The organism is Psychrobacter sp. APC 3426 (genome assembly GCF_030408035.1).
Classification (GTDB): Bacteria; Pseudomonadota; Gammaproteobacteria; order Pseudomonadales; family Moraxellaceae; genus Psychrobacter.
The window spans coordinates 458,434-471,617 of sequence record NZ_JASDCF010000001.1; the positions used below are offsets into that span (position 1 = coordinate 458,434).

The 13,184-nt window shown below is 43.3% G+C and carries 15 protein-coding genes and 1 tRNA gene; 11 read left to right on the forward strand and 5 right to left on the reverse strand.

Going from position 1 to position 13,184, the window contains the following annotated elements:
* Positions 1–214 precede the first annotated feature (214 nt).
* From QL919_RS02035 to QL919_RS02045, 3 genes are all read left to right on the forward strand, one after another.
* Complete coding sequence (locus tag QL919_RS02035; RefSeq protein WP_290187920.1) at positions 215–1,120, forward strand: LysR family transcriptional regulator; 906 nt, start codon at positions 215–217, stop codon at positions 1,118–1,120.
* Between the two features lie 107 nt (positions 1,121–1,227).
* Positions 1,228–2,352 carry a hypothetical protein gene (locus tag QL919_RS02040; RefSeq protein ID WP_290187921.1) on the forward strand — a complete coding sequence of 375 codons (1,125 nt, stop codon included), beginning with the start codon at positions 1,228–1,230 and terminating at the stop codon, positions 2,350–2,352.
* Positions 2,352–3,155 carry an SDR family NAD(P)-dependent oxidoreductase gene (locus tag QL919_RS02045; RefSeq protein ID WP_290187922.1) on the forward strand — a complete coding sequence of 268 codons (804 nt, stop codon included), beginning with the start codon at positions 2,352–2,354 and terminating at the stop codon, positions 3,153–3,155. The genes QL919_RS02040 and QL919_RS02045 overlap by 1 nt, the downstream gene beginning before the upstream one ends.
* Before the next feature lie 166 nt (positions 3,156–3,321).
* Here the strand turns inward: QL919_RS02045 and QL919_RS02050 are convergent, their stop codons facing one another.
* Positions 3,322–4,113, reverse strand: coding sequence for a glucose 1-dehydrogenase (locus QL919_RS02050; RefSeq protein WP_290187923.1), 792 nt, complete (start codon positions 4,111–4,113; stop codon positions 3,322–3,324).
* Between the two features lie 267 nt (positions 4,114–4,380).
* Positions 4,381–4,455, reverse strand: a tRNA-Gly gene (locus QL919_RS02055).
* Between the two features lie 753 nt (positions 4,456–5,208).
* On the opposite strand from QL919_RS02055, the gene QL919_RS02060 reads away from it, so the two are divergent.
* From QL919_RS02060 to QL919_RS02075, 4 genes are all read left to right on the forward strand, one after another.
* Complete coding sequence (locus QL919_RS02060; RefSeq protein ID WP_290187924.1) at positions 5,209–6,021, forward strand: M48 family metallopeptidase; 813 nt, start codon at positions 5,209–5,211, stop codon at positions 6,019–6,021.
* Positions 6,022–6,303: 282 nt separating this feature from the next.
* Positions 6,304–6,624, forward strand: a complete 321-nt coding sequence (locus QL919_RS02065) for a BolA family protein (protein WP_290187925.1) — start codon at positions 6,304–6,306, stop codon at positions 6,622–6,624.
* Between the two features lie 72 nt (positions 6,625–6,696).
* Positions 6,697–7,056 carry a SirB2 family protein gene (locus QL919_RS02070; RefSeq protein ID WP_290187926.1) on the forward strand — a complete coding sequence of 120 codons (360 nt, stop codon included), beginning with the start codon at positions 6,697–6,699 and terminating at the stop codon, positions 7,054–7,056.
* Between the two features lie 203 nt (positions 7,057–7,259).
* Positions 7,260–7,661 carry a hypothetical protein gene (locus QL919_RS02075; RefSeq protein ID WP_290187927.1) on the forward strand — a complete coding sequence of 134 codons (402 nt, stop codon included), beginning with the start codon at positions 7,260–7,262 and terminating at the stop codon, positions 7,659–7,661.
* A 120-nt stretch (positions 7,662–7,781) separates the two neighbouring features.
* On the opposite strand, the gene trxC is transcribed toward QL919_RS02075, so the two are convergent.
* The 3 genes from trxC to QL919_RS02090 form a co-directional block, all read right to left on the reverse strand.
* Positions 7,782–8,219, reverse strand: coding sequence for a thioredoxin TrxC (gene trxC / locus QL919_RS02080; protein ID WP_290187928.1), 438 nt, complete (start codon positions 8,217–8,219; stop codon positions 7,782–7,784).
* A 110-nt stretch (positions 8,220–8,329) separates the two neighbouring features.
* Positions 8,330–8,512: a DUF2892 domain-containing protein gene (locus QL919_RS02085; protein WP_290187929.1), complete on the reverse strand. Its 183-nt coding sequence runs from the start codon at positions 8,510–8,512 to the stop codon at positions 8,330–8,332.
* A 166-nt stretch (positions 8,513–8,678) separates the two neighbouring features.
* Entirely contained in the window at positions 8,679–9,560 is an 882-nt protein-coding gene (locus tag QL919_RS02090; protein ID WP_290187930.1) for an MBL fold metallo-hydrolase, read from the reverse strand.
* 415 nt (positions 9,561–9,975) lie between these two features.
* Here QL919_RS02090 and QL919_RS02095 point away from each other — a divergent pair, with 415 nt between their 5' ends.
* From QL919_RS02095 to QL919_RS02110, 4 genes are all read left to right on the forward strand, one after another.
* On the forward strand, positions 9,976–10,263 hold the full coding sequence (locus QL919_RS02095; protein ID WP_290187979.1) for a metalloregulator ArsR/SmtB family transcription factor: 288 nt from the start codon (positions 9,976–9,978) through the stop codon (positions 10,261–10,263).
* Positions 10,264–10,322: 59 nt separating this feature from the next.
* The gene (locus QL919_RS02100) at positions 10,323–12,026 is read left to right on the forward strand and encodes a SulP family inorganic anion transporter (RefSeq protein ID WP_290187931.1); all 1,704 of its coding nucleotides are present in this window, start codon (positions 10,323–10,325) and stop codon (positions 12,024–12,026) included.
* A gap of 167 nt (positions 12,027–12,193) precedes the next feature.
* Positions 12,194–12,520 carry a sulfur transferase domain-containing protein gene (locus tag QL919_RS02105; protein WP_290187932.1) on the forward strand — a complete coding sequence of 109 codons (327 nt, stop codon included), beginning with the start codon at positions 12,194–12,196 and terminating at the stop codon, positions 12,518–12,520.
* Positions 12,521–12,700: 180 nt separating this feature from the next.
* Complete coding sequence (locus QL919_RS02110; protein WP_290187933.1) at positions 12,701–13,033, forward strand: TIGR01244 family sulfur transferase; 333 nt, start codon at positions 12,701–12,703, stop codon at positions 13,031–13,033.
* Positions 13,034–13,184 lie beyond the last annotated feature (151 nt).

A 13,184-nucleotide genomic window follows, 5' to 3' on the forward strand; every position in this document is an offset into this window, starting at 1 on the left:
GTCATCCGCTTAAGACAGTTTGAATATCCTATTATTCAATAGAAGCAGGCTAGGTTTTATAACCTAGCCTGCTTTTTATATTTATGCCTCATCAGAAATGCTATAAATAGAAAACTGGGCAAATAAAAGCAGTAAATAGAGCATTTGGCAAATGATAGTCTTATATAATGCTCAAAACACCCTATATCAGAACGTCAATAATAAGGTAGCTAGGATGGGACAACTAGAAGACATGGCAATGTTTGTACGCATTGTCGAAGCCGGTAGTATCACCAAAGCTGCGGAGCAACTAAATATTGCCAAGTCAGCGGTCAGCCGTCGCCTTAAGGAGCTTGAAACACGTTTGGGCAGCCAATTAATTAGCCGCACCACACGCCAATCTAACTTGACCCAAGCTGGTGAGCAGTATTATCAGCAAGTCACTCATATACTGAGCGAAGTAGATGCCTTGAATGAGCAAGCCAGTGGCGCACCTACACGTATAGAAGGTACGCTGAAGATGACGGCACCGCTGTCATTTGGTTTGATGCATCTCAACGACGTCATCGATGAGTATGCCAATCAGCATCCCAACTTGAACTTTGAGCTCGATTTTTCTGATCGGCATGTTGATTTGATAGAAGAAGGATATGAGCTTGCCATTCGTATCAGAGAGCTACAAGACTCCAGTTATCAAGCCAAACGCTTGGCTCTCATTCGTTATGCACTTTGTGCCAGCCCCGAGTATTTAAAAAAAACAGGAACACCTGAAACCTTAGAAGACTTAACAGAACATGAGTTCTTGCAATATGGTCTCGGCAAAACAAGCACGCTGACTCTAACGGATGCGCAAGGGAAAAAACACAGCCATACTATTGATGCCAAAATCAAAGCGACCAATGGGGAGTTCTTGGTGGACTTAGCTGTAAAAGGTCAAGGTATTGTTTTTATTCCAACCTTTATCGCTTATAAAAGACTGGCAAAAGGTGAGCTGGTGCCTATTCTTCAGCAGTATCAATTACCCACACTCAATGCCTATGCGGTGTATCCAAAAAACCGATTTTTATCGCAGCGCTGCCGTTATCTAATTGACTTTATCGCTGAGCGCTTTGGTGATAACCCTTATTGGGATGAGTTTTGATATGCCCTAATTTATAAAGCTGAGCAGTTTTTTAAAGTCGCTATAAACCTTAAAACAATACTGTTAGTATTATTTTAAAACATCCATCAGTCATAAGGAAATGCATCATGGATTTATCATCGTTAGGTATGAAGGCCATCAAAGAGTTCGATGACATTCGTCAAAGCCCATTACCTCAAGAGCGTCTAAAAGCGGCGCGCAAACAAGCAAGCGCCTTCAGAGAACGCTTTATGGACGAGCCGCCTGTACAGTTTTACCAAAGTGCAGATATGGTGCGCGTGCCCTACCCAACGTGGTACGCTTATAGTGGCGTCTATACGCAAAGTACCTATAAATTTCCTTATATCCACATTCTCAATCGCATTTTTATCATCCAATACCATGATTATTTGGGTGAATTAAAAACCTTGCTGTTCTCTCCCTCTGATATCGAAGCAGACCGAGAAACACCTTTTTTTAAACGCTTAACGGATAAGATGCCTAACTGGTCGCCTCTTGAAAATGTAGTCGCCCCCATCATTCGTGATGTGGCTGGCGCATTAGCCGAAGTTGGATTGGCGCCAGAAGATGTTGACTATATCAGCTACGACCATCTACATACCCAAGATATACGCCGCTGGCTTGGCACTAAAAATACAGGCGGTAAAGATACCGCTGCCTACTTTCCTAATGCCAAAATCTTGGTTCATGAACAAGAATGGTTAAGCACCACTGCTCTACTGCCCGTTCAAGCGGATTGGTATTGCCCCAACGGAATTGAAGGTGTCGACCCTGGAAAAGTGATTAAATTTACTGGCAGTATCCAGTTAGGCGAAGGTTTGGCACTGGTACATACCCCAGGTCATACCGAGGGCAACCACTCACTAGTCGCGCGCGTACCAGATGGCATACGGGTCACTTCAGAGAATGGCGTGGGCGCAGATGCTTATGCACCGATGAATTCGAAAGTAAACGCAATCCGCCGCTATGCCAAAGACACAGGTATGGAAGTTATCCTAAACGGCAACACACTAGAAGGCAGCAATGAGCAATATATCTCGATGGTCGTTGAAAAAACCATCGCCGGCCCTTCTAAAAATCCTGATTTTCCTAACTGTGCCTCAAGCAGTGAAGCAACCCCTTACTGGTTAATTCCTGGTCATAAAGTCAGCCATCTCATCGGTGAAGCCAAGTTTGGCAGCTTACAGAAAAAATCGGCAAAAAGCCGCTCATTGCAGAAGGAAGGTGCCTAATGGATTATTTTAGCAATAAGACGGTTTACATCACTGGCGCAGCTTCTGGCATCGGGTTTGAAACTGCCAAGCAGCTCATCAAACAAGGTTCAAACCTGGTACTGTTTGATGTGCAATCGCTTGCTGAGGTGCTATCAACCTTGCAAGATATGAATAAAAATGACGCTTCAATTGCAACCTATCAGTTAGATGTGACCGATGCTGATATGACCAGCCAGCAGATGGCGACAGCTGCTGAAAGTCTATCGCCTGACATCTTGATGCATTTTGTAGGAATTACAGGACCTTGGACATTCGATGATATGAGCCAAGAGCAGTTTGAGCGTGTTATGAATATCAATTTATTCGGCACTCGCAACGTATTGGCCGCCGTACGTCCGTTTTTATCACGTGGCGATCAGGTCATGGTCACCGCTTCCATGGCCTCTTTTACAGGCAGTTATGGTTACAGCTCTTATAGTGCGTCGAAGTTTGCCATCTGGGGCATGATGCAGTCGATAAGCTTTGAATGGAAACCATTGGGTATCGATATCACTGTCTTTGCGCCGCCGCCGATAGATACCCCCCTGACACAAGCTGAGGTCGGTGTCATGGCAGATGCAGGCATCGGTATGAAAAAGCTAGCAGGCGAGCTCAAAATTGAAGATGCGGTTAAATCCATGCTAAAAGGCGTGGAAAACCGAGAGTTCCTAGTGGTACCAGGCGTAATGGCAAATTTAATTAGATTACAGCTGCGTTTTTTCCCCGTCAGTTGGGTCAATTGGATAGGCAATAAGACTGTAGCACTATCCATGAAGAAGTAATTTGCCAATAAACTTGTTTGCTGGTCATTGTATAGAAAAAAGCCAAGCATATTGCTCGGCTTTTTTTGTGAGAATATTCTTATAATAGAAAACCATTAGCTAGTCAAAGGTCAGATGATGGTTTGATTTTAATACTTTGAACTTCACTACTTTTATCTGATTAATATTAATCTAAAGTTTGCACACCGCCGCCATTTACAAACAACGTTTGACCACTCACCCAATTCGATACTGGCGAGGCGAAATACAACATTGCACCAGCGATATCATCGGCTTCACCTAAACGCTTAATAGGCGTATGTGCTAGCATCTTCTCTTCAATCTCAAGCGTCAATACACTCTCTAGCGCAGCCGTGCGCGTTGCGCCAGGACCAACTGCATTGATACGTACTTCAGGGCCAAAGTCATGTGCCAAGTTTGCCACCATGTGATTAACAGCTGCTTTTGATCCTGCATAACCACTCATATTTGGGCTTTTATTAATACTCGACATGGAAGTGGTAAACACAATGGAGCCATAACCTGACTCTTTCATGTATGGCACGCACAACTGACAAAGACGCCAGCCACTAAAAACGTTCAATTCAAAATCACGGCGGATATCGTCAACTGATATCTTCGAAGGGTTTTCACGACCACCGCCCCCGCCGCCAGCATTATTAATCAATATGTTGATAGTGCCGAATTCAGCAACCACCTTTTCTACCATGCCGACTAGGTCGTCATCTTTTAAAATATTACACTCAACCGCTAGTGCCTGCACACCATGTTTTTTGATATCTTTAACGGCTGTCTCAGCATCCTCTAGTTTTAGATCAGCAATGACGATGTTTGCGCCCGCTTGTGCTAGGCGCAGTGCTGTTGCTTTACCAATACCATTGGCACCACCCGTCACGACCGCTACTTTGCCAGACAAATCAAACAACTCATTAAATGCTTTAGGTTTAAATTCAGGCATACTCATTCCTTATAATAGTTATTTATACTCGCTATAAACCGTTCGTCGATTCTATATCAACAGTTTAATAAGTATGCGTGGTTTGGCGTATTTTGATGTGACAAATTGACCGTCATTTGTAATCGCTAATTTACAACCAGTGCAGTCATTATAAGGACATCGCCTTGTTCCAACAGCTAAGAATGTTATAAATTAGCGTTATAAATTTTAGGCATAAAAAAAGCCCCACAATGAAGTGAGGCTTTAGTGCTCTTAGAGAGCCATATTTGGAGCGGGAAAAGAGATTCGAACTCTCGACCCCAACCTTGGCAAGGTTATGCTCTACCACTGAGCTATTCCCGCTAAATATCAAATCGCAATGTTGTTAACAACTACTACGTCTCGATAGGCTGGCTATTTTAGCAAATATTCTGCGTGTGTCAATATCTTTTTTCACATTTATTGCCAAATTATTTGTATTATCCCTCTAAATACTGCGAGTATGAGTATAAGCGATTGATTTGACAACAACTATTACTGTTAAAAACCTGCTAACTATTTATAGTAAAATTCAGATTTTAAGACTGCTGTTACCTTTAAGCAGTCAGTACATCAATATTTGGAGCCAATCATTCAGGTTTAATGATGACTAAGTCATGACTCAACGACTCTTTAATAGCACAACCACTAGCGAACGTCATATTTATGCATAATATTCGCTAGATAAACGTCACTTTATGCTGAGTTCAAACTGCTCACTTACAATCATAGGGTGTATTGTTACTTTTTCTACCTTTGTTTTGACGTGGTAACATTATTATACTTATGCCTAATAATAGTTCGAGTAGAATTCTATTTATTGGTTACAGCTGAATATTTTGGTACAACTTATTTGAAGGAACTGGGTAGTTATAACCGATGAAATAGTAGATATACAGGTAACATAAAAACATAAATAACGACTCACCCTGTTCTCTATCATGTGTCGGCTACTTTTTTAAATGGACACATTATAAGTGGATTTTTTATAAGCCACTTACCTTTGAGATAATTACGGCTATAAACCACCAATTTGTTCAACTTCACTTTTTATCATTTACAGCGAGGATGTTTATTATGAAAAAATTACTGACCACTACCGTGATGGCTGCTTCATTGTCGGCACTTGCATTGACTGGCTGCACAAGCACTACGAGTACTGGCGCCGTTGGTGTTGACCGTCAGCAGCTATTACTGGTATCAAACGAGCAAGTATTACAACTGTCAGCGCAAAGTTATGCGAAGACAATGCAAGAAGCAAAAGCTCGCGGATTGCTTGATACCAATAAAGCCCAGCTTAATCGCTTAAAAAACATCTCCAATCGCTTAATCGGTCAAGTGGGCGTCTATCGTCCAGATGCTGCGAAGTGGCAATGGGAAGTACATACCATCAAGTCCGACCAGCTGAACGCTTTTGTCATGCCAGGCGGTAAGATTATGTTTTACTCAGGCATTATCGATCGCTTGAACCTAACCGACGATGAGATTGCTGCCATTATGGGTCATGAGATGTCACACGCGCTGCGCGAGCATTCACGTGAACGCATCTCACGTGAATACGCGACCCAAACGGGTATCGGTGTGGCAGCTAGTATCTTCGGTCTATCACAAGGTCAGGCGCAGCTAGCAAACATGGCTGGTGACTTAGGTCTAAGTCGTCCGCACAGTCGTACACAAGAAGCGGAAGCCGATCAAATTGGTCTTGAGCTGATGGCACGCGCAGGCTACAACCCACAAGCCTCTATTAGCTTGTGGCAAAAAATGCAACGCGCCAGCCAAGGTGAGCCACCACAGTTCTTAAGTACTCACCCAACCAGTAGCAATCGTATCGCTGAGTTGCAGGCATTGATGCCTAAAGTAATGCCGCTATATCAAAAGTCACGTCGTTAAACAGGTGTTTTTGAACGTTGTCTTTTGAATAGGCCTTATGAAATATAAAGCAGAGTGCAAACCAAGTGTTGCGCTCTGCTTTTTTTATTCTCAGTGTAAAAGCCTCTGGTCAATAGACTTTTACACTGAGAAATGATCGCATTTATAAGTTATAGCCGTTAGAAATTGTGTGCTTCAGAAGCGGTATTTCTTAGTAAACATATCTAGTTTAATAGCGCTCTGTACTGCTAGCAGCGTCTGCTATAATGAGTACCATATATTATTTCTGATTAAAGGATTGTTATGAGTACCACACCTACTGCTGATGCTCTGAACGCTGAGCTACAGGCTTTACAACCGCAGCATATCGAACTGATTAATGAATCAATGAATCATGCAGGTTATTTTGAAGGTAAAGAGAGCCACTTTAAACTGACCATCGTGAGTGATGCCTTTGAAGGCAAGCGCTTGGTTGGACGCCATCAAGTAATATATGGGCTGGTTACACCGCTACTGACCTCACAAGGCGGTCAAGTGCATGCTCTGGCTATTCATGCCTATACACCAATAGAGTGGCAAGGTCAAAGCCCTGATAGCCCCTTATGTGCTGGACAAAACAAGTAATCAGCAATCTCAATAATAATTAGACGAAATAAATACGCTTTATGGCTATAACTTTAGAGGGAACGATATTCAATGAAACATTTACATATGCTGATGGCAGTGCTAACCATTGTACTGTTTTTATATCAAAGCTATCTGGTATTAAGTGCCAATAGAAGAGCGCCACGTGCAGTAAAGATAGCCACACATGTTATATACGCCTTGGTCATTGTATCAGGGGCAATCATGCTGATGCAGCTGATGAGTGCAAACGCCCCTGTGCAGTGGGTATTTGCCAAAATAATCCTACTGGTTGCTGCTATCAGCTCTAGTATAAAAGCCTTTAATAACCATGCAACGCTTGTCCAGAGAAAGGCCGGTGTTCTTATCGCGGCGATTGCATACATTGGTATCGTAATACTCGCCTTTGCCAAGCCTGCAAACTTATTCTGATAGACATTTAACGTTGACTGAAGACTAAGTAAATGTCAGCCAGTTATTGATTAATACTCAATAACCAACATATTTTTCAATATCTTAATATTATCGTTTTTGCTATCTTAAATCGTACAGTACTTAAAGTGATAATCATTGAAAGTATGTCTATTAAGAGTACAATAACTGCAAATACAATCACTTAGCCTTATGGAGCCACTATGAAAACTCTTACTGCAGCGACACTACTAGCATCAGCTGGCATTTTTGGTCTCTCAGGCTGCGCCTCTACCGGCAATATCACGCCGCAGTATGTACCGCCAAGCACCTATCAGAACTATGACTGCCAAGCTCTCAGCCAAGAATACACTCGTGTAAACCGTTATGTTGAAGCGGCTCGTAATCAACAATCATCTTTGTCTGCTTCAGGTGTGGGTGTTGGCATTTCTGCTGGACGCTGGGGCATCTCTCCTAATATCAGCTTTGGGGTTGGCAAAAGCAACAATACCAAAGCCCGTGACGCGAAATTATCACGGCTTTACGGCGAGCGTGACGCGATTGTTCAATCTGCCCGTATCCAACGCTGTAGCTTCGTCAATGGCGTGAAGATTTATGGTGAATAAGATTAAGTAAGAAGCTACTTTAATTATCAAAGTATTATCGACACCCAAAAAAAGCCAATACGCGATTAACGTATTGGCTTTTTGTTATCTAATCATAATGAGCAATAGCTCAATCTGACATTAAGAATTTAAGCTTTGCACCCACTGAACGATTTGATGGCTTGGTAATGCGCCTGACTGACGCGCGATTTCTTTACCATTTTTAAAAGCCACCATCGTCGGCAAGCTGCGAATATTGTAAGGTGCTGCCGCTTGCTCATATTTGTCAGTCTGTAATTTGGCAAACACGACTTGCGGCAACTGGCTAGCAGCGGTCTTAAACTCTGGCGCCATCATAATACAAGGCTGACACCAGCTCGCCCAAAAATCAACGATGGTTAGTACGTCGTTTTTTTGAATGACTTTACTGGCTGTTTGCGTGGTTAGCTCATGAGGATTAGCAGTCAATAACGGCTGACTACATTTACCGCATTTTGGTGCAGCACTCAGTCTTTCAGCTGGCACGCGATTGGTCGCTTGGCAATGCGGACATACCAGATGAGAGTTTTGCTCACTCATTATAGAATTCCTATCCAAAAGGACACTCGTTAATAGCAGTGTCTATACGTATACTTGTTTATTACTTGCTCATTTTATGTTTCTTCATTTGTTTATGATGCAGTAGCCGTTTAACGCTTGCAAGTGTTCATGCCAAGCATTTTATACAAGGGGCAAAAGCGAAACAACCCTGTCAATAGAGGTATCAAACCAACCACACCCCACCAGCTGCCATAATACATACCTAGGGCGATAATTACGATACCAGCCATAACACGTAGTAATCTTTCAGTACTTCCGATATTTGTTTTCATGGTTAGCTCCTTAAGCGCTATCGCTTAATAGTAGATAAACGAGCTAGTCAGGTAGTTACCGTACAGACTAGCATTTTTATAGATTGTGCTCATACTGTCCTTGCGTAATGCTGTAACTAATTCCAGCTGCTACTTACTCTAGCTTTCACTTTTTCCAGTTGCTGTCTCAACGGACGCCGTATCCAAGTGCGTTAATTGGTACTTTCAGATAACGAATACCGTTGTCTTCTGGCTGTGGAAAGTGACCAGCATCGATATTGACTTGGACTGATGGAATAATTAGGCGCGGCATCTGAAGCGTGGCATCACGACGTTCACGCATTTGCACAAACTCTGCTTCATTGATACCGTCTTTCACATGGATATTGCCCATCTTTTGTGCCGCAACCGTAGTCGTCGGGCAATGCTTACGACCCTTACTCGGATAGTCATGACACAGATACATGATCGTATCCTCAGGGAGCGCCAACAGTTTTTGGATTGAGTGATACAGTGTTTTGGCATCACCACCTGGGAAGTCACAACGCGCTGTACCCACATCAGGTGCAAACAATGTATCTCCAACGAAGACGACTGTTTTTTCTTCATCAGCAGCGATATAAGCCATGTCCGCACGCGTATGACCCGGCACATACATCGCAGTAATGGTAATACTACCAAGCGCTAATGTCTCACCGTCATCTGTCAAAATATCAAACTGACTGGCATCAGTGCGAAAACTGGTATTGAAGTTAAAAATCTGCTTAAATATTTTTTGTACTTCGGTGATATGCTGACCGATGACTAATTGTCCACCAAGTGTTTCTTTGGCATGGATAGCAGCCGATAAATGATCCGCATGCGCATGGGTCTCGATGATATAGACCAGCTCCCAACCATGCTCACGTACAAACTCAATGACTTCATCAATGCTGTTGGTACCCGTGCTGCCAGATTTGGAATCAAAATCCAATACCGGATCGATAATGGCACACAACTTTTGCTGAACGTCTGCGAGTACGTGCGTATAAGTCTCGGTGTCGCTATGTAAGAAAGAATGAACTTGCATGGCTGCCTCTCTGCTCTTATATGAATGTTTTAATACGGATTTTTTAGTTATATAAATACTTAATTATATGAGCGTTCTATAATCAGAACGTTTTAATCCTTAAATAACCCTAAAGTATAATATTCAGTCGTATATAATATTTAAATATATTGACGACTTGTCCATGACAACCAATATAGCAACTACCATACAATTTATCAATTTATATAATGTAATTAATGATAACTTGCTATAATTTACAATATCATTGATAATTAACTATATTTTTAATCATATTTCGAACTCTATCGCCCTATTACATAAGGAGCTCACTCTGACTACCTCTACTTCAGCATTGGGTACATCTACCCACAACACTAGCGATGATATTCCAGCTAACTCAGCCGACTTTGCACCGATAGACCTTGCTAAGCAAATGCAACAAGCATCCATGCAAGCCAGCCAATTATTAAAATCGCTCTCGCATCCCGATCGCTTATTACTCCTCTGTCAGCTGACTCAAGGTGAATACTGTGTCGGTGAGCTTGAAAGCTTGGTCGGTGTTGGACAGCCTAGCTTATCGCAGCAGCTGGGCATCCTACGTAAGGATGAGCTGGTCACGACACGCCGCGAAGGCAAGCAAATTTACTACAGTATCGCAAGCGACGATGCCTTAGCCGTACTAGAGCTACTGTATCAACGCTTTTGTGCCAAAGCAGACTAATACAGTGCTCGCCTAACTCTTACACGTAATAATACCCTCTATTGTGATGACGTATTGATATGCCCTCTATCGCCGCTCGTCTGATTCCTACTTGGCTGCGCCAATACCGGCTGGCTGCATTACCGACTGATGTCATAGCGGGGCTTGTAGTCGGCGTATTGGTGATACCGCAAAGCTTAGGCTACGCCGTGCTCGCAGGGTTACCACCTGTTTATGGCTTATATGCAGCCATCGTGCCTGTCATCGTTTACGCATGGCTTGGCTCTAGTAATGTACAAGCTGTCGGACCCGTCGCTATCACCGCTATCATGACTGCCAGTAGCCTGCTGCCTTACGCTGAGCAAGGGACTGAGCAGTACGCGTTGATGGCAAGTCTATTGGCGCTGATGGTAGGAGCGCTGCTCTGGATTGCGGGGCGATTAAAGCTCGGCTGGATTATGCAGTTTATCAGTCGCGGGGTTTCGGCTGGATTTGTGAGCGGTGCCGCCGTTCTAATCTTCGTCAGCCAGCTTAAGTACTTAACTCACATTCCAATCGCTGGCAGCAGCTTAATCGGTTATCTGACGACCATGCAGATGTATGCGCGCCAACTGCATCCACTGACCTTGCTCATCGGTATTATTGCCTTTGCGCTCTTGGTTGCGAACCGCTACGCGAGCAAATGGGTATGGCGCACTTGGCTGTCATCGTCTTATGCCAAATGGGCGGAGCGCTTATTCCCACTTATCTTACTTGGTATCGCGATTGTACTCAGTATGGCATTGAATTGGAGTGCGCTTGGAGTCGCGACCATCGGTAGTATTCCGCAAGGGCTACCGAGCTTTACACTACCTCATGTGCCAGATGTTCAAGAGGCGCTCAAGCTGTTACCGACCGCAGGACTGATGGCGCTTATTATCTTTGTGTCCAGTAGCTCGGTCGCTAGCACTTATGCTCGGCTACGTGGTGAGAGTTTTGATGCCAATCGAGAGCTGACCGGACTTGGACTGGCAAACCTCTCTGGTGGACTGTTTCAGAGTTTTGCGGTCGCAGGTGGCTTTTCGCGCACCGCTATCAATGTCGATTCAGGTGCCAAAACCCCAGTGGCCAGTCTTGTGACGGTGCTGGTGATGATTGCTGCGCTGATCGCATTTGGCAATGCGCTTGCCCCACTACCCTATGCGCTACTTGGCGCCACTATCATGGCCTCAATCATTGGGCTAATCGATATTGACACGTTAAAGTCTGCTTGGCAGCGTGATCGCTTAGATGGTGCAAGCTTTATGGCGGCGTTTGCAGGTGTGCTGATATTTGGGTTAAATACGGGATTGGTCATCGGCCTGATGGTGTCATTCGCCAGCCTTATTTGGCAATCGAGTAAGCCACATGTCGCCATCGTCGGACAGCTGGGCGGTACGGGGCACTTTCGCAATATTAATCGTCATGACGTAGTGACCTTTAATAATTTATTATTATTGCGTATCGATGAGAGTCTATTCTTTGGTAATAGTGAGTCAGTGCACCTGCGTATTTTAAATGCTTTGCAGCAGTATCCAGATGCGAATGAACTTATCCTAATTATGTCAGCAGTCAATCATATCGACCTGACTGCGCAAGAGATGTTGAGCACACTCAATCAAGAGCTAGCGCTGCAAGACAAGCGTTTACACTTTAGCTTCGTGAAAGGCCCAGTCATGGATGTCATTGGACACACCCCTTTAATTACCGAGCTATCAGGACAGGTCTACCTCAGCACTTTAGATGCCGTCAATGCATTAAATTAATGCATTAAAACATAGCTAACGAATGCTTTGTTAGTACGCTAAACCGTCAATCACTGTTGTTGTCTATAACAAAATATCGCTATGATAGAGCCTGTGTTATGCTAGCTTATTGTATTGATAAACCTTCTTTAATAAATGCACTTTAACAAACTCAATTGAATCTATTTATGACCGATGATATAACGATCTATAAGCAAATTTATCCAAGCCAATGTATCAAAATTGCAGAGCTTGGCTATCGCTCAGTGCTCAATATTCGTCCTGACGCTGAAATTGACACCCAACCTAACAGCTGTGATTTTGCCACGGCTACCGAGCAAGCGAACCTAACTTATCGTCATCTCCCTTTTGACGATGAGCGCCTAAGCATGATGACTGTGCAACAATTTGCTGATTTTTATCGCACTGCACCCAAACCTATATTAATGTTTTGTGGTACCGGTGCACGCGCTAAACTGCTGTATCAAAGTGCGTTGATGCAAGGCTTGTTATAACGTTTATATATTTAGCTTAAAACAATGGGTGTCAAAAACCGTTTCTGTTAAGAAATAGCGTATCTCAAGAACAGTATCTGTTAAGAAACAATGTGTCTCAAAAAATAATGTATCCGAGAAAGTAACATCTTAAACAGACACCAACTACATTCAATAAATCATTCTAAAAAAGGAGCTCCTATGAGCCATCAAGTTAGCATCACTGGACAAATCACCCCTGATCAAGTACCTATGATTGCCGAAAACGGCTTTAAAACCATCATCAACAATCGTCCTGATGGTGAAGAGCCTGGACAGCCAACCAGCGCTGATATCGAAGCGGCTGCTAAAGAAGCAGGCCTTGCTTATAAAGAAATATCATTTGCAGGTAGCGAGCTCAATCAAAATCACGTCGAAGAATTCGCGGATTTCTTTAATCAAGCCGAGCAGCCAATGCTCATATTTTGCCGTACGGGCAATCGCTCAACGGGTATCTATGAAGCGGCGAAGCGCATGGATTTGCTAGACGACTGATATTTTTGAGACGTAAAGTAATTTAAGATATTGTTTAATAGTTTAGCCCATATCAATATATGGGCTTTGTGATGTTTAAGAACACCTGCTGAGCACCACTAAGACCCTACCATCACAAGGAATGTGATCGATTTGAAAAGTCATTCTAATC

Excerpts from the sequence above, each read along its gene's own strand:
- QL919_RS02075 (WP_290187927.1), top strand. The coding sequence starts at position 7,260 with ATGAAAACTCTTACTGCAGCGACACTACTAGCATCAGCTGGCATTTTT.
- QL919_RS02085 (WP_290187929.1), bottom strand. The coding sequence starts at position 8,512 with ATGAAAACAAATATCGGAAGTACTGAAAGATTACTACGTGTTATGGCT.
- QL919_RS02105 (WP_290187932.1), top strand. The coding sequence starts at position 12,194 with ATGACCGATGATATAACGATCTATAAGCAAATTTATCCAAGCCAATGT.
- QL919_RS02065 (WP_290187925.1), top strand. The coding sequence starts at position 6,304 with ATGAGTACCACACCTACTGCTGATGCTCTGAACGCTGAGCTACAGGCT.
- QL919_RS02100 (WP_290187931.1), top strand. The coding sequence starts at position 10,323 with ATGCCCTCTATCGCCGCTCGTCTGATTCCTACTTGGCTGCGCCAATAC.
- QL919_RS02090 (WP_290187930.1), bottom strand. The coding sequence starts at position 9,560 with ATGCAAGTTCATTCTTTCTTACATAGCGACACCGAGACTTATACGCAC.
- QL919_RS02110 (WP_290187933.1), top strand. The coding sequence starts at position 12,701 with ATGAGCCATCAAGTTAGCATCACTGGACAAATCACCCCTGATCAAGTA.
- QL919_RS02070 (WP_290187926.1), top strand. The coding sequence starts at position 6,697 with ATGAAACATTTACATATGCTGATGGCAGTGCTAACCATTGTACTGTTT.
- trxC (WP_290187928.1), bottom strand. The coding sequence starts at position 8,219 with ATGAGTGAGCAAAACTCTCATCTGGTATGTCCGCATTGCCAAGCGACC.
- QL919_RS02050 (WP_290187923.1), bottom strand. The coding sequence starts at position 4,113 with ATGCCTGAATTTAAACCTAAAGCATTTAATGAGTTGTTTGATTTGTCT.
- QL919_RS02045 (WP_290187922.1), top strand. The coding sequence starts at position 2,352 with ATGGATTATTTTAGCAATAAGACGGTTTACATCACTGGCGCAGCTTCT.
- QL919_RS02040 (WP_290187921.1), top strand. The coding sequence starts at position 1,228 with ATGGATTTATCATCGTTAGGTATGAAGGCCATCAAAGAGTTCGATGAC.
- QL919_RS02035 (WP_290187920.1), top strand. The coding sequence starts at position 215 with ATGGGACAACTAGAAGACATGGCAATGTTTGTACGCATTGTCGAAGCC.
- QL919_RS02060 (WP_290187924.1), top strand. The coding sequence starts at position 5,209 with ATGAAAAAATTACTGACCACTACCGTGATGGCTGCTTCATTGTCGGCA.
- QL919_RS02095 (WP_290187979.1), top strand. The coding sequence starts at position 9,976 with ATGCAACAAGCATCCATGCAAGCCAGCCAATTATTAAAATCGCTCTCG.